The organism is Nesterenkonia alkaliphila (assembly GCF_009758175.1).
GTDB lineage: Bacteria > Actinomycetota > Actinomycetes > Actinomycetales > Micrococcaceae > Nesterenkonia > Nesterenkonia alkaliphila.
The window spans coordinates 18,655-32,790 of record NZ_WRPM01000007.1; the positions used below are offsets into that span (position 1 = coordinate 18,655).

Consider the following 14,136-nt stretch of genomic DNA (forward strand, 5'->3'; position numbering starts at 1 on the left):
GTTTAGTTAAGGAAGGAACAGAGTCAATGGTCGAGTTAAGTAACGATAACAAGGTAGGACGACTCCTTAAGCCAGTATCGCGACGTAAGCCGCGTATCGGGTTGGTTGCAGGTGGCTTGGGTACCTATTGGCCGCAATTTCCCGACCTGCTCCCTCAACTTAAAAAATCTTCCCAATATGTTTCTCAGCGTTTTCAACAAATGGATGCTGATGTGACCGATGTTGGATTCATTTCTGATGCAGAGGAGGGTGCAGCTGCAGCAGAAAAATTGCGGAAGAATGACTGCGATCTCATAGTTCTTTTTCTTACAACTTACCTCACCTCCTCTATGGTCCTTCCGATCGCTAAACGCTCCGATGCGCCGATTTTAGTGATTGATCTGCAACCATCCCCAAAGATGGACCATGCTCGCTTTGACACAGGTGATTGGTTGGCTTACTGCGGTCAGTGCCCCGTTCCAGAGGTTGGGAACGTTTTCCGTCGGGCGGGCATCCCGTTCCGTTCAGTGTCGGGTTGGCTAGGTCAGGAGTCTGCTTGGGAGCGAATCGAGCAATGGATCAATGCTGCGCATATTCGTGCGGCGTTGCGACACGCGCGACACGGAGTGATGGGACATTTGTACCCGGGCATGCTTGATGTGTCGACTGACCTGACGCTTTTGCCCGTCACTTTCGGCTCCCACGTCGAAGTTCTTGAGTTCGATGACCTGAGAGAGCGTGTTGAAGTAGTGCAAGAGGATGAAGTCAATGAACGTATGGATCAGGCACGTTCCATCTTCACGCTCGATGACTCGGTCGATAATGAGGACTTTGCCTGGGGAGCTCGCATTTCAGTGGCATTAGACCGACTTGTTGAAGATTTCAATTTGGATTCTCTTGCTTATTATCATCGGGGCCTCAATGGGGAACTCCATGAACGACTCGGAGCGGGGATGATTCTTGGCGCCTCTCTGTTGACAGGGCGAGGTATCCCCACAACGGGCGAGTTTGAGTTGCGCACTACCGTGGCCCAGCTAGCGACGGAAGTTGTAGGTGCTGGAGGTTCTTTCTGCGAGATCCAGGCTCTCAATTTTGAAGACAACATTGTTGAAATGGGTCATGACGGTCCGGCGCATCTTGCGGTGTCCAGTAGGGACCCGCTTCTAAGAGGGCTGGGTGTTTACCACGGAAAGCGTGGATGGGGTGTGAGCGTTGAGTTCGATGTTCAGCACGGCCCAGTGACGCTGCTAGGGCTCGGGCAGGATGAGGACGGGGCCCTGTCGTTCATTGCATCTGAGGGAAATGTCATCTCTGGGCCTTTGCTGAAGATTGGTAACACCACAAGCAGGGTTGATTTTGGGCGAGACCCGGGTGAATGGGTGGATGACTGGGCAGCCACAGGAGTAGGTCATCATTGGTCACTCTCAGTGGGGCATCGAGCAAATGACTATAAAGCAGCTGCGTCTCTGCTTGATATTGATTTTCGAAGTGTTTAGAGGAGAGACCTAATGACACACCCCACAGTTGAGGCGCTGATCACCCGATCCAACAGGCTCGGCGCTGACCCCAAGAACACCAACTACGCCGGCGGCAACACCTCCGCCAAGGGCACCGACCGCGACCCGGTCACCGGTCAGGACGTCGAGCTGCTCTGGGTCAAAGGCTCCGGCGGAGACCTCGGCACACTCAAGCCTGAAGGGCTGGCCGTCCTGCGGCTGGACGGGATGCGCGCCATGGTGGACACCTACCCCGGAGTTGAGCGCGAGGACGAGATGGTCGCCGCCTTCGACTACTGCGCCCACGGCAAAGGTGGGGCCGCCCCCTCCATCGACACCGCGATGCACGGTCTGGTCGACGCCGCCCACGTGGACCACCTCCACCCCGACTCCGGCATTGCCATCGCCTGTGCTGCCGACGGCCCCGAACTGACCCAGAAGATCTTCGGTGACAAAGTGGTCTGGGTGCCCTGGCGGCGTCCTGGGTTCCAGCTCGGACTGGACATCGCCGAGATCAAAGAGCAGAACCCGCAGGCGGTGGGCTGCATCCTCGGCGGCCACGGCATCACCGCCTGGGGGGACACCTCAGAAGAGTCCGAGCAGAACTCCCTGTGGATCATCCGCACCGCTTCAAGCTATATCGCCGAGCACTCCAAGCCTGAGCCCTTCGGCCCCGCCCTCGACGGCTACGGACCCCTGCCCGAGGCTGAGCGCCGGGCCAAGGCGGCCGCCCTGATTCCCACCATCCGCGCTATCGCCAGTACGGACAAGCCCCAGGTGGGCCACTACAACGACGACGCCGCCGTCCTCGACTTCCTCGCCCACGCCGAGCACCCCCGGCTGGCCGAGCTGGGCACCTCCTGCCCCGACCACTTCCTGCGCACCAAGGTCAAGCCCCTGGTGCTCGACCTGCCCGCCGGAGCCTCCGTGGAGGACTCCATCAGCCGGCTCAAGGAACTGCACGAGGCCTACCGGAAGGACTACCAGGCCTACTACGACCGGCACGCCGATGCCGACTCCCCGGCCATCCGTGGTGCCGACCCGGCCATCGTGCTCATCCCCGGGGTCGGCATGTTCAGCTTCGGCAAGAACAAGCAGACCGCCCGGGTGGCCGGCGAGTTCTACCTCAACGCGATCAACGTGATGCGCGGCGCTGAGGGCCTGTCCACTTACACCCCCATCGACGAGCGTGAGAAGTTCCGCATCGAGTACTGGGCGCTGGAAGAGGCCAAGCTGCAGCGCATGCCCAAGCCCAAGGAACTGGCCACCCGTGTTGCTCTGGTGACCGGGGCGGCCTCGGGCATCGGCAAGGCCATCGCCAAGCGGCTGGCTGCCGAGGGCGCCGTGGTCGCCATCGCTGACCTCAACCTGGAGAAAGCCCAAGAAGCCGCCGCTGAGATCGGCGGACCGGACAAGGCGATCGGCGTGGCCGTGGACGTCTCCAATGAGAACGCCGTGCAGCAGGCCATCGATGAGACCCTGCTGGCCTTCGGCGGGCTGGACATCGTGATCAACAACGCCGGGCTGAGTCTGTCGAAGTCCCTGCTGGAGACCACCGAGGCCGACTGGGACTTACAGCACAACGTGATGGCCAAAGGCTCCTTCCTGGTCTCCAAGGCCGCGGCCAAGGTGCTCATCGACCAGCAGCTGGGCGGGGACATCATCTACATCTCCTCCAAGAACTCCGTCTTCGCCGGGCCCAACAACATCGCCTACTCAGCCACCAAGGCGGACCAGGCCCACCAGGTGCGGCTGCTGGCCGCCGAGCTCGGCGAGCACCAGATCCGGGTCAACGGCATCAACCCCGACGGCGTGGTGCAGGGCTCCGGGATCTTCGCCTCCGGCTGGGGGGCCCACCGCGCCAAGACCTACGGCATCGAGGAGAAGGACCTGGGCAAGTTCTACGCCCAGCGCACCATCCTCAAGCGCGAGGTGCTGCCGGAAAATGTGGCCAATGCCGCCTTCGCACTGCTCAGCTCTGACCTGTCCCACACCACCGGGCTGCACGTGCCGGTCGATGCCGGCGTGGCCGCCGCCTTCCTGCGCTGATGGCTGCGGTCACCACCTACGCCGCGGTCGACCTCGGGGCATCCTCCGGCCGGGTGATGCTCGGCCGGATTGGCCCCGACACCCTGGAGCTGACCGAGGTCGCCCGCTTCCCCAACGGCACCGTCAACCTGCCCGACGGGTTGCACTGGGACATCGTCGGCCTCTACCAGCATGCGCTCAATGGCCTGGCCGAGGCGGTCCGGCAGGCCCGCGAGGAGGGCGGCCTGGCCTCAGTGGGCATCGACTCCTGGGCTGTGGACTACGGACTCCTCAAGGGCAGCTCACCGGGGCGGATGGCCCTGCTGGGCACCCCCTACCACTACCGCGATCAGCGCACCTCCCGCGGCGTCGAGCACACCCATCAGCGAGTCCCGTTCGCCGAGCTCTACCGGCGCAACGGACTGCAGCACCTGCCGTTCAACACCCTCTACCAGCTCGCCGCCGAAGACCTGCTGTGGATGGCCGACAAGCTGCTGCTGATCCCCGACCTGCTTGGCTACTGGCTCACCGGCCAGCAGCTGACCGAGGCCACCAACGCCTCCACCACCGGGCTGCTGGATGTACGCACCAAGGCCTGGGACACCGAGCTGATGCACACCCTGGGCCTGTCCCCGGACCTCTTCGCCCCGGTGGCCCCGCCCGGGACCACCCTGGGCACCACCCGCGGTGAGCTCACCGAGCTGCTGGGTGCCGAGGATCTGCCCATCACCCTGGTCGGTTCCCACGACACCGCCTCGGCGATCGTCGGTACCCCGCTGTCTACGCCCAATTCCGCCTACATCTCCTGCGGCACTTGGGGACTGGTCGGCCTGGAGCTGGACGAACCGGTGGTCACCGATGACTCCCGCCGGGCCAACTTCACCAATGAGGGAGGCGTCGACGGTCGCATCCGGTTCCTCACCAACGTAATGGGCACCTGGCTGCTCTCCGAGACCCTGCGGACCTGGGAGCGCCGTACCGGCCAGGAGCAGAACCTCGCCCAGCTGCTTGCCGCCGCAGCCGAGGTCCCCAAGGAGCGGGTATCGGTCTTTGATGTTCAGGACCCGCGGTTCGTGCCGCCCGGGGATATGCCGCAGCGCATCGCCGAGCTCTGCCAGGAGCAACAGAAACCAGTTCCCCAGCAGCCCGCGGAGATCGTGCGCAGCATCGTGGAATCGCTTGCCGCAGGCTTCGCCGAGGCCCTCGCCCAGGCTGCCCAGCTCGCCGGTCGCAGTGTGGACGTGGTGCACATGGTTGGCGGAGGGAGCCTGAACGCCCTGCTGTGTCAGGCAACTGCGGACCGTTCAGGGTACCCTGTGATCGCGGGTCCGGTGGAGGCCACCGCCATTGGCAACCTCCTGATCCAGGCTCGCACTGCCGGCACCATCACCGGCACACTGGAGGAAGTCCGCGAGCTCATCTCGCGGACCCACCATCTGACCACTTATCAGCCCCGTGGCTGAGTCCAGCGACATAGGTGTCGCCCCCGTGACGAGGAGAGTGCATGTTTAACCGCCCTGGCAGCGACAGCAGTGAGAATCAGGCTCGACGGCGTGTGCAGCGCCGGGTGCCCAAGCCCGCCGATTTGGCGCCTTTGATGCAGTTCAAGAAGTTCGACTTCAATGCCTCACGCCGGCGGCTGGCCTCGGCACTGACTATTGAAGATCTGCGGAAGATTGCCAAGCGGCGCACCCCTCAGGCCGCCTTCGACTACACCGAGGGTGCGGCCGAGGACGAGCTCTCCCTGGCCCGGGCACGGCAGGCGTTCAAGGATGTGGAGTTCCATCCAGCGATTCTGCGTGATGTCTCCGAGGTGGACACCAGCTGTGAGGTCTTCGGTGGGCCTTCTGCCCTGCCCTTCGGCATTGCCCCAACTGGTTTCACCCGGCTGATGCAGACCGAGGGTGAGATCGCCGGCGCTGGTGCGGCAGGCGCGGCAGGCATCCCGTTCAGCCTCTCGACCTTGGGCACAACCAGCATTGAGGATGTCCAGGCTGCCAACCCCAATGGCCGGAATTTCTTCCAGCTCTATGTGATGAAGGACCGGCAGATCTCCTACGACCTGACCGAGCGGGCGGCAGCAGCAGGGTTCGACACCCTGCTGTTCACCGTGGATACCCCGGTGGCAGGGGCCCGGCTGCGGGATAAGCGCAACGGGTTCTCCATCCCGCCGGCGCTGACCGTGAAGACCATCGCCAACGCTGTGCCGCGCCCCTGGTGGTGGTACGACTTCCTGACCACTCCGCCGCTGGAGTTCGCCTCGCTCTCCTCCACCGGAGGCACAGTGGGGGAGTTGCTGGACAAGGCCATGGACCCCTCTATCAACTTCGAGGACCTCAAGACCATCCGGGAGCTGTTCCCGGGCAAACTGGTGGTCAAGGGTGTTCAGACTGTGCAGGACGCTAAGAAGCTGGCCGGGCTGGGAGTGGACGGCATCGTGCTCTCCAACCACGGAGGCCGCCAGCTGGACCGCGCCCCGGTGCCTTTCTACCTGTTGCCCGAGGTGGTCCGCGAGGTGGGGAACGATCTCGAGATCACCCTGGACACCGGCATCATGAACGGGGCAGACATCGTGTCCTCCATCGCCCTGGGCGCCAAGTTCACCTTTGTGGGCCGGGCCTACCTCTACGGCCTGATGGCCGGCGGCCGCCCTGGGGTGGACCGGATGATCCAGATCCTCACCGACCAGATTGTGCGCACAATGAAACTTCTGGAGGTCAGCACGCTGGAGGAGCTGGAGCCCAGCCACGTCACCCAACTCACCCGCCTGGTGCCACGCAGCACCGGCAGATGAGCCGGATCACCGTCGAGCGGGCAGGGCACGACGCCGCTGAGGCAGCTCAGCTCAAACAGTGGACGCGCACCGCGGGATGACGCTCCGCGAGGCCGGCGTCGAAGGTGATCAGAGTGCACTTGCCCGATTGCGCGAAGGCCGCCAAATAATCATCTGTCCACAGCTTGGTGCTGAAGTCCGCGTGTCCAGACAGGGCACGCCAAACATCCTCCAGCCCGGTCGGCTCCTCTGCCCACACCACGCGGTCGTCCTCTTCGAACCTGTCGAGCACCTGCCAAGCCTGGGCCCTGGTGAGCACATCCTTGCCCATCACGGCCTGGTGGGTGAGCAGCCTCAGAACTCCCATCTGGGTGACCCGACAGAGAGCGCGTTGCTCCTCCTCAGCGTCGAACCACTCCCGGGCCAGTCGGTGATGAGCGTGCCGCTCCACAGCCGCAGCCAGCCACACATTGACATCGGGAAGCAGCATCACTGCGCCTTGAGGTGATCTGTGGTGAGGTGCTCCGCGTCATCCTGGTCGAGAAGCTCAGCAATCTGCTGGTTGCTCAGCTCGATCGTAGCCTCGTCCTTCGCCGGCACCAGAGGCAGGCTCACCCGGTGGCGCGGCGCGGGGGAGGAATCTGCGCCCACCTCTTTCTCGACCAGGCGTACGAACATCTGCTTGAGAGTCTCCCCGCGCTGTGCAGAGCGGCATTTGGCCTTCCGCATCAGATCATCCGGCAGATCAACTGTTGTGCGCATAAAAGCATATTAGCAGATCGCATTATGCTGTCGCCATGAGGATCAACATTGAGCGGGTAGGGCACGACGCCGCCCAGCTCGGCGAGGGGCCGGTCTGGGACCCGGCTGCCCAGGTGCTGTGGTGGGTGGACATCTACGCCGGCCGGCTGCACCGTCACGACCCCACGGGTGGGGATGCGAGCTGGGAAGTCGGTGAAGACCTCGGCTGTGCGGCACCCAGGTCGGCCGGCGGCGTCGTCATTGCTACCCGCACCGGCTTCCACATCTTTGACCCGGTGACAGGCGAGAAGCGCGCAATCGCCGATCCGGAGGCGGAGCAGCCTGACACCCGGTTCAATGACGGGGCGGTGGACCCCCGCGGCCGGTTCTGGGCCGGCACCATGAAGGACCGCGGCGACCCCGGACCGGTGGGGGCGTTCTGGCAGCTGGACCCCGACGGCAGCACGCACCGCGGGCCTGCTGGGTACTCGATCAGCAACGGCCTGGCCTTCTCCCCGGACGGAACCAGAATCTACTTCTCCGACACCGCCCGGGAAACGATCTGGCAGGCCGAGTACGACCCCGCCACCGGGGAGCACGGCCGGCCCCAGCCGTTCTTCACCACCCGGAACCTGGCCGGCGCTCCTGACGGCGCCGCGGTCGACGCCGGGGGCTGCTACTGGACCGCGGCCCTGGGCGGCTGGCAGCTGCTGCGCATCACCCCGGAGGGCAAGCTGGACCGGGCCATCGCCCTGCCCGTGGAGAAGCCCACCAAGCCGGCCTTCGGCGGGACGGACCTGAAGACCCTCTATGTGACCTGCATGGGCGAGGGCATGGTGGACGACCTAGCCGAACAGCCGCTGGCCGGCACCCTGCTCGCCGTGGACGGCCACGGCGCCCAGGGGCTACCCCAGCCCGCCTTCGCCGGCTGAGGCCAGCTGTGGACAACAGTATGAACGCATGAATAAACTGTTGTCTGCGTAGCCGTAGGAGGTGCAGGCGTGTCAGTGACGATAGAGATCCAGGTCCCGGGGAAATTGGATCCTCGGGAGGCCCGGGCTCTGGCGGAAAGCGCTCTGCGGAAGCGGGCGCAGCTTGATGACTTCGTGCAGTCGGTCGAGCTGAAGCCGGATCTTGTGCATCCGGCCGTGGCTTGGCATGTGGTGGCCGCTGATCATCGGTGGCGCGAGCTGATGCATAAATACGGAGTATTCACATCAACTGAGATCGCCCTGTTACGCGGAGCAAACCCTAAGAATCGCTCCGTGGCCACCAATTTGGCTAAACGGGAGAAGCTTCTGAGCTTTATTCGGGGCGGGCGCAAGCTGTACCCGAGGTTCCAGTTCAAAGGCTCCTCAGCTCACCCCAGCTGGAAGTCGATCGTGACCCCCTTGCTGGATGCTGGGTGGCAGGATGAGGACATCTTGCTGTGGATGACCAGCCCCAACGGTTCATTGGAGGGGAAGATCCCTGCCGACCTCCTGAACGCCTCTGATGTAGACCGGGTGATCGCGGATGCCGAAGATGAGGCGAAGGGTATCTGGTGAGCTGGCCGGTACCTGGCCCTGACTTCTCTCCGCTGGTCGAGATCATCGAACCGGGAACAGTGCTGTTCCGTGTCCACCGGGATAGGTTCCCCGATGGCCGCCGGAACGACGGGACCACCCCAAACCCAGGCTTCGGACGGTCCGCTCGGTTCTCCTTTTTCGGGGACCCTGCGATCCCCGTCCTGTACGCAGCTCAGACCCCCGAGGCCGCAGTCTATGAAACGATCCTGCACAGTCAAGAACCCGGAAGTGTTGTGGTCCCCGTAGCATGGCGGCACATGGTGCTCTCAGCGATCGAAGTGCAGGCTCCCATACGCACAGCCGCATTCCACGGCGCGGGGCTGCGTCGGCTCGGACTCTGTGCCAGGCAGATGACTGACACGCCGAAAGCCGCCTACCCCTACACCGTGCAGTGGGCAGAAGTAGCCTGGCGCGCGGGACTTGCCGGAGTCAGCTACATGTCCCGCCAGTTCAACTCCGCCAAAGCGCACTGTCTCTTCGGTGATTGCCTGAACCAGGCCTCATTGATGCCGGTAAAGCACCATCCTGAGGCCCGTCTTTTCCAGACCGAGGACGACGCCGCCTGGTTGGCCGAACTGGCCCGTGATGTCAGGGTTGTCCTGCGCCGCCCAGACTTCTCTGGTTGATGCGGCAGTGCTTGATCGAGGCGCCAGCCAGAGATGAGCCGCTCGGGACCTCACCAGCTCAGATGGTGGCGATGATGCCGACCAGGAACATCATCACGAATCCGAAGAACCAGCCGGTGACGGACCAGATCACTACGATCCACCCCAGCACCAGTCCGGCCACCCCGGGGTGCCCCAGGTTCCTGGCTTTGGTGGCCTGCCAGATGGCCAGCGGGCCCAGGATGATCGGCACGGTGAAGAACCCGATGATCGCCAGGACCAGCGCGGCGGTGTGGTGCCCGCGGGCCTTCTCCTCACGCTGGTAGCGCATCTCCTCGAGCGCATCGGTCCCGGGTGTGGGGGAGTAGTAGCCGAAGCGGGACGGGGCATAGCCGGTGGCCGGGTAGTCCGCCGGGGCATAGCTGCTCCCGGCCGGCCCAAAGGTGGACCCGTAGCCGGGCACGCTCCCGTACCCGGGCCCGACCCCGTAGCCGCCCACCTGTGAGGCCGGCCGGCTGTGATCCATCCCAGGTGCGCTGCGGTAGCCTTGCGCATACTCGGGCTGCTCACTGGGGCCGCCGTGATCGGAGCCGCGGGAAGCGGCGTCGCGCTCGCCTCGGCTGTTGCCTCCGCTGTACCAGCTGGGGCGGCGCCCCTGCCCACTGTTCCCGTCCGTCATGCTCCTATTGTCGCCGAGAACCTCGGGAATGTCATAGGTGTACCCGCAGGTGACTCACGACCAGCTCAACCCTTACGGGCGCGGATCTCCTCAATCAGCTGCGGCAGCACCTCGTTGAGGTCGCCCACCACCCCCAGGTCAGCGATCTCGAAGACCGGAGCATCCTCATCCTTGTTGATCGCCACAATGGTCCCGGAGGTCTGCATCCCGGCCTTCTGCTGCACCGCCCCGGAGATCCCCACCGAGAGGTAGAGCTGCGGGGAGACGGTCACCCCGGTCTGGCCCACCTGCGCGGAATGGTCGATCCAGCCGGCGTCAGTGGCCACCCGGGAGGCGCCCAAGGCTGCGTTCAACTCGTCGGCCAGCTCCTCCACCAGGCTCAGGTCACCCTCCACGCCGCGGCCGAAGGCCACCACAGTCGAGGCCTCGGCCAGGGCCGGGCGCCCAGAGCTGGCCAGCTCCGACTCCTCCAACACCTGAACAGCGGAGGACGCCGCAACCTCCAGTTCCACCACGTCAGGCTCCTTGGCAGCGGGGACCGGCTGGGAGGCCGTATTCGGCCGCAGCGTAGCGATCAGCGGACCGGCATTCTCACCCGAGATCTGGGCGGTGGTGTGCCAGGACCCGGCCAGCACGGTCTTGGTGGCCGCCCCGGAGGCGGTGACCCCGGTGGCACCAGTAATCAGCCCGGCCTGCAGTCTCACCGCGGCGGCGGCCAGAGCATCCACCGAATCAGGGGTGTCGGTGCCCAGGATCAGATCCGGGTCCAGCTCCCCGGCCGCAGCGGCGATCAGCTCCGCCAGGGCAGGGTCCGGCGGCAGTATCGGCGCAGCCACCGGCTCGGCTCCGGTCAGCACCCCGGCGACCCCCTGCACCGCCAGGGCAGCAGCACTGGGCTGGCCGGTGCTGGACTGACCGGTGCCGGACCGCCCCGCTGCGGGCAGCGACCCGGTGACCACCACCACCTCGCCCAGGGCATCAGCATGGGTGAGCAGCTCAGCCTGGGCGGGCGTCAGCTGCTCCTGCACCCGCTCAAAGAACACCAGAACCTGAGTCACAGCAGGCCCTCCTTGTCCAGGAAATCTGCAATCTGCTTACCGGCGGTGCCGTCGTCATGGATCAGCTCACCGGCCGTGCGCTCCGGCCGCGGCTCGGCCTCCACCAGAGAAACCTTGGATTCCACACCGTGTGCGGTCAAGCCCAGCTCAGCCAGGCTCAGAGCAGAGACCGGTTTCTTCTTGGCCTTCATCATGTCCCGGAAGTTCGGGTAGCGCGGCTCATTGGCCTGATCGGTCACCGAGACCACCGCCGGCAGTGGTGCCGCCACCTTCTGCACCCGGTCACCGGAGACCCGCTCCACCTGAAGCTGTTCACCGTTGAGTACGACGCCGCGGGCCTGGGTCAGTGCCGGAACCCCCAGCCGGGCAGCCAGCTGGGCCGGCACTGCGGAGGACTCACCGTCCTCGGAGGCCATCCCGGTCAGCACCACAAACTGCTGCGCCCCCCCGGAGACCCGGAGGTGGTTCACCGCTGCGGCCAGGGCGGTGGAGGTGGCGTAGATATCGGCGCCGGCGAGAGCCTCATCGCAGAGATGCACCCCGTCGTCAGCGCCGATCTGCAAGGCTTTCTTCACTGCTGCCGAGGCACCTGCCGGCCCCATGGTCAGGGCAGTGACCCGGGCGGCGTCGTCGTAATTCTCCGCGATCTGCAGGGCTGCCTCCAGAGGGTACTCATCCAGTTCGCCCAGGATGCCCTCGCTGCGCTCCAGGCGCCGGTCGGCCCCGATCCGGCGCTCCAGCTGGGCGTCGGGCACCCATTTGACCAGGGTGATGATGTGCAGTGAACCCGGCATGATCCCTTTCATAGCACTGATGGACACGTACCGCGGATGATCTCCGACCGCCCTCTATGGTCGCATGAATCCCGCAACAGGGTGTCCGCATTGTGATCGGGACCGCAGAACGAGGCCGCATTTCGCATAGTCTGCACAGTATGAGGATTGTCTGCGCACCGGATTCGTTCAAAGGCTCGGTGAGTGCCGCCGAAGCCGCAGCAGCGCTGGCCGCCGGGGCCCGCCAGGTCTGCCCTGATGCTGAGATTGTTCAGCTGCCCTTCGCTGACGGGGGAGAGGGCACGCTGGATGCCCTGCTGGCAGTATGGGGCACCTCCGCCCGGCGGGTGGACACCGTCGATGCGCTGGGCCGGGAGGCCTCAGCACGCTACGGGCTCTCCCCGGACGGAAGGACCGCGGTCATTGAGGCCGCTGAGGCCAACGGACTGCCCCAGGTCTCCGATGCGGAGCTTCAGCCCCTGCGCGCCGATACCTACGGAGTCGGGCTGATCGCCCGGGCGGCGCTGGAGCAGCCGGGCACCTCGAGGGCGGACAGCATGGGACAGAGCGCTGAGGTGGGACAGGGCGCTGAAGTGGAGCAGGGTGCCGCGGTGGAGGAGATCCTGCTGTGTATCGGCGGCTCGGCCACCACCGATGGCGGCACCGGGATACTGCGGGCCCTCGGTGCAGAGTTCCTGGATGAGAACGGTTCCCCAGTCCCCGCCGGCGGGCAGGGGCTGGCCAGCATCGCCCGGGTGGAACTCGGCGGACTGCACCCCCGGGCCCGTGAGGTCCGCTGGCGGATCGCGGTGGATGTGGACAACCCGCTGACCGGCCCACGCGGTGCCGCGGCGGTCTTCGGGCCGCAGAAAGGCGCCTCAGAACAGCAGATCCAGCAGCTGGATGCCGGACTGCAGAACCTGGCCCAGGCGCTGGCCGCCGTCACCGGGGCACAGCCGGAGGACTACACGGACGCCCAGGGCTTCGGGGCAGCCGGCGGCATCCCGCTCAGCCTGGTCAGCCTGCTCGGTGCGGAGGTGGTCCCCGGCTCCACAATGGTGGCCGATGCCGTAGGCCTGAAGTCCGCATTGGCGCAGGCCGATCTGGTGCTCACCGGGGAAGGCCGGCTGGACTCCCAATCCCTGGGCGGGAAGGTGGTGGATGCGGTGGCCTCCCGGGCACCTGAGGGGGCGGGCGTCGTCGTCATCGCCGGGGCAGTGCAGCTGAGCCCGGAGCAGACCCGGGCCGCCGGAATCACCGCGGCCTTTTCCATCGCCCCCGGGGCGGCCAGCCTGGAACAGCTGCAAGCCGATGCGGCGCAGCTGATTGAACACACCGCCGCCCAGGTATGCGCGGTTTTTGTCCGGCGGTAAGATTATTTCCATGAGTGCCAATCCCGCCGCCGTGCTGCAGGCCCCCGGACAGATCACCATCGAGAACCGCAAGATCCCTCAGCCCGGCCCCGGCCAGGTGCAGGTGGCCATCGGCGCGGTGGGCATCTGCGGCTCCGATGTGCACTATTACGAGCACGGCCGGATCGGGGACTTTGTGCTTGAGGCCCCCATGGTGATCGGCCATGAGTCAGCCGGCACCATCACCGCCCTGGGGCAGGGCGTGGATCCCTCCCGGATGGGCCAGCTGGTGGCCCTGGAGCCCGGAGTGCCCTGCAAGACCTGCGCCCAGTGCCTGGCCGGGCGGTACAACCTCTGCCCGGATATGCGGTTCTTCGCCACCCCACCGGTGGACGGCTCCATCGCCAAATACGTCACCATCGACGCCGCCTTCGCCCACCCCGCTGCAGGGCTCACCGCCGAGCAGGCCGCGATGGCCGAGCCCGTCTCAGTGGGCGTCTGGGCCTGCCGCAAGGCGTCAGTCACCGTGGGCGACCGGGTGCTGGTCACCGGTGCCGGACCGGTGGGGCTCTTCGCCGCCCAGGTGGCACGGGCCTACGGAGCATCCTCGGTGACCCTCACCGACCTCTCGCCGTTCCGGCTGGAGGTGGCAGCCCAGCTCGGCTTCGACACCCAACGTGCAGATGAGCCCCTGGCCACCGACAGCTGCGATGTGCTCCTGGAATGCTCCGGAGCGGCCCCGGCCTTCAAAGCAGGGATGCGGGCCCTGGGCCGGGCCGGTCGGGCCGTGGTGATCGGAATGGGCTCTGCGGAGCTCCCGCTGGAAGTCTTCGCCCTGCAGGGCAAGGAGCTCACGGTCCAGGGCGTGTTCCGCTACCGCAACTGCTACCCGGCAGCCCTGGAGCTGATCGGCACCGGAGCAGTCAAGGTGGCCCCCGTGCTCACCCACCGGTTCACCCTGGAGGAGACCGAGGCGGCACTGACCCTGGCCCGCCGCGAACCGAACTCCCTGAAACCCGTCGTTGTACCCTGATCTCCCGCCGGGGGCGTAGGGCAATCCGCTGCTGCGAGCAGCCGCGCAGGT

General features: G+C 65.6%; 14 protein-coding genes. 9 read left to right on the plus strand and 5 right to left on the minus strand.

Going from position 1 to position 14,136, the window contains the following annotated elements; all coding sequences use genetic code 11:
- Nucleotides 1-26 precede the first annotated feature (26 nt).
- The 4 genes from GNZ21_RS00870 to GNZ21_RS00885 are packed head-to-tail and all read left to right on the plus strand — an operon-like array spanning nucleotide 27 to nucleotide 6,297.
- Nucleotides 27-1,475, plus strand: a complete 1,449-nt coding sequence (locus tag GNZ21_RS00870) for an L-fucose/L-arabinose isomerase family protein (protein WP_157320490.1) — start codon at nucleotides 27-29, stop codon at nucleotides 1,473-1,475.
- Between the two features lie 12 nt (nucleotides 1,476-1,487).
- On the plus strand, nucleotides 1,488-3,524 hold the full coding sequence (locus GNZ21_RS00875; RefSeq protein WP_157320492.1) for a bifunctional aldolase/short-chain dehydrogenase: 2,037 nt from the start codon (nucleotides 1,488-1,490) through the stop codon (nucleotides 3,522-3,524).
- Complete coding sequence (locus GNZ21_RS00880) at nucleotides 3,524-4,966, plus strand: rhamnulokinase (protein WP_157320494.1); 1,443 nt, start codon at nucleotides 3,524-3,526, stop codon at nucleotides 4,964-4,966. The genes GNZ21_RS00875 and GNZ21_RS00880 overlap by 1 nt, the downstream gene beginning before the upstream one ends.
- A 41-nt stretch (nucleotides 4,967-5,007) precedes the next feature.
- Nucleotides 5,008-6,297: an alpha-hydroxy acid oxidase gene (locus GNZ21_RS00885; protein WP_188503591.1), complete on the plus strand. Its 1,290-nt coding sequence runs from the start codon at nucleotides 5,008-5,010 to the stop codon at nucleotides 6,295-6,297.
- Nucleotides 6,298-6,343: 46 nt separating this feature from the next.
- Here the strand turns inward: GNZ21_RS00885 and GNZ21_RS00890 are convergent, their stop codons facing one another.
- Together GNZ21_RS00890 and GNZ21_RS00895 are read right to left on the minus strand one after the other, a co-directional pair.
- Nucleotides 6,344-6,766: a TA system VapC family ribonuclease toxin gene (locus tag GNZ21_RS00890; RefSeq protein WP_157320496.1), complete on the minus strand. Its 423-nt coding sequence runs from the start codon at nucleotides 6,764-6,766 to the stop codon at nucleotides 6,344-6,346.
- Nucleotides 6,766-7,038 carry a hypothetical protein gene (locus GNZ21_RS00895; RefSeq protein WP_157320498.1) on the minus strand — a complete coding sequence of 91 codons (273 nt, stop codon included), beginning with the start codon at nucleotides 7,036-7,038 and terminating at the stop codon, nucleotides 6,766-6,768. Before GNZ21_RS00895 ends, GNZ21_RS00890 begins: the two co-directional genes overlap by 1 nt.
- A 35-nt stretch (nucleotides 7,039-7,073) precedes the next feature.
- Here GNZ21_RS00895 and GNZ21_RS00900 point away from each other — a divergent pair, with 35 nt between their 5' ends.
- From GNZ21_RS00900 to GNZ21_RS00910, 3 genes are all read left to right on the plus strand, one after another.
- Nucleotides 7,074-7,949, plus strand: a complete 876-nt coding sequence (locus GNZ21_RS00900; protein ID WP_157320500.1) for an SMP-30/gluconolactonase/LRE family protein — start codon at nucleotides 7,074-7,076, stop codon at nucleotides 7,947-7,949.
- 69 nt (nucleotides 7,950-8,018) lie between these two features.
- Complete coding sequence (locus GNZ21_RS00905) at nucleotides 8,019-8,564, plus strand: hypothetical protein (protein WP_157320501.1); 546 nt, start codon at nucleotides 8,019-8,021, stop codon at nucleotides 8,562-8,564.
- Nucleotides 8,565-8,623: 59 nt separating this feature from the next.
- Nucleotides 8,624-9,211 carry an RES family NAD+ phosphorylase gene (locus GNZ21_RS00910; RefSeq protein WP_229659474.1) on the plus strand — a complete coding sequence of 196 codons (588 nt, stop codon included), beginning with the start codon at nucleotides 8,624-8,626 and terminating at the stop codon, nucleotides 9,209-9,211.
- A 58-nt stretch (nucleotides 9,212-9,269) separates the two neighbouring features.
- On the opposite strand, the gene GNZ21_RS00915 is transcribed toward GNZ21_RS00910, so the two are convergent.
- The 3 genes from GNZ21_RS00915 to GNZ21_RS00925 all read right to left on the minus strand — a co-directional run bounded on the left by GNZ21_RS00915 (nucleotide 9,270) and on the right by GNZ21_RS00925 (nucleotide 11,721).
- On the minus strand, nucleotides 9,270-9,869 hold the full coding sequence (locus GNZ21_RS00915; protein WP_157320505.1) for a hypothetical protein: 600 nt from the start codon (nucleotides 9,867-9,869) through the stop codon (nucleotides 9,270-9,272).
- Nucleotides 9,870-9,934: 65 nt separating this feature from the next.
- Nucleotides 9,935-10,927, minus strand: coding sequence for an electron transfer flavoprotein subunit alpha/FixB family protein (locus GNZ21_RS00920; RefSeq protein WP_188503592.1), 993 nt, complete (start codon nucleotides 10,925-10,927; stop codon nucleotides 9,935-9,937).
- On the minus strand, nucleotides 10,924-11,721 hold the full coding sequence (locus GNZ21_RS00925; protein WP_188503593.1) for an electron transfer flavoprotein subunit beta/FixA family protein: 798 nt from the start codon (nucleotides 11,719-11,721) through the stop codon (nucleotides 10,924-10,926). Before GNZ21_RS00925 ends, GNZ21_RS00920 begins: the two co-directional genes overlap by 4 nt.
- 140 nt (nucleotides 11,722-11,861) lie before the next feature.
- Between GNZ21_RS00925 and GNZ21_RS00930 the strand changes: the two genes are divergently transcribed.
- Together GNZ21_RS00930 and GNZ21_RS00935 are read left to right on the plus strand one after the other, a co-directional pair.
- Entirely contained in the window at nucleotides 11,862-13,073 is a 1,212-nt protein-coding gene (locus GNZ21_RS00930) for a glycerate kinase (RefSeq protein ID WP_157320507.1), read from the plus strand.
- 10 nt (nucleotides 13,074-13,083) lie between these two features.
- The gene (locus GNZ21_RS00935; protein WP_157320509.1) at nucleotides 13,084-14,085 is read left to right on the plus strand and encodes an NAD(P)-dependent alcohol dehydrogenase; all 1,002 of its coding nucleotides are present in this window, start codon (nucleotides 13,084-13,086) and stop codon (nucleotides 14,083-14,085) included.
- The last annotated feature ends 51 nt before the right edge of the window (nucleotides 14,086-14,136 follow it).

What these genes read in the sequence shown, in the direction of transcription:
- GNZ21_RS00915 (WP_157320505.1), bottom strand. Translation starts at nt 9,869, where the DNA reads ATGACGGACGGGAACAGTGGGCAGGGGCGCCGCCCCAGCTGGTACAGC.
- GNZ21_RS00935 (WP_157320509.1), top strand. Translation starts at nt 13,084, where the DNA reads ATGAGTGCCAATCCCGCCGCCGTGCTGCAGGCCCCCGGACAGATCACC.
- GNZ21_RS00930 (WP_157320507.1), top strand. Translation starts at nt 11,862, where the DNA reads ATGAGGATTGTCTGCGCACCGGATTCGTTCAAAGGCTCGGTGAGTGCC.
- GNZ21_RS00890 (WP_157320496.1), bottom strand. Translation starts at nt 6,766, where the DNA reads ATGCTGCTTCCCGATGTCAATGTGTGGCTGGCTGCGGCTGTGGAGCGG.
- GNZ21_RS00900 (WP_157320500.1), top strand. Translation starts at nt 7,074, where the DNA reads ATGAGGATCAACATTGAGCGGGTAGGGCACGACGCCGCCCAGCTCGGC.
- GNZ21_RS00880 (WP_157320494.1), top strand. Translation starts at nt 3,524, where the DNA reads ATGGCTGCGGTCACCACCTACGCCGCGGTCGACCTCGGGGCATCCTCC.
- GNZ21_RS00875 (WP_157320492.1), top strand. Translation starts at nt 1,488, where the DNA reads ATGACACACCCCACAGTTGAGGCGCTGATCACCCGATCCAACAGGCTC.
- GNZ21_RS00870 (WP_157320490.1), top strand. Translation starts at nt 27, where the DNA reads ATGGTCGAGTTAAGTAACGATAACAAGGTAGGACGACTCCTTAAGCCA.
- GNZ21_RS00895 (WP_157320498.1), bottom strand. Translation starts at nt 7,038, where the DNA reads ATGCGCACAACAGTTGATCTGCCGGATGATCTGATGCGGAAGGCCAAA.
- GNZ21_RS00925 (WP_188503593.1), bottom strand. Translation starts at nt 11,721, where the DNA reads ATGCCGGGTTCACTGCACATCATCACCCTGGTCAAATGGGTGCCCGAC.
- GNZ21_RS00885 (WP_188503591.1), top strand. Translation starts at nt 5,008, where the DNA reads ATGTTTAACCGCCCTGGCAGCGACAGCAGTGAGAATCAGGCTCGACGG.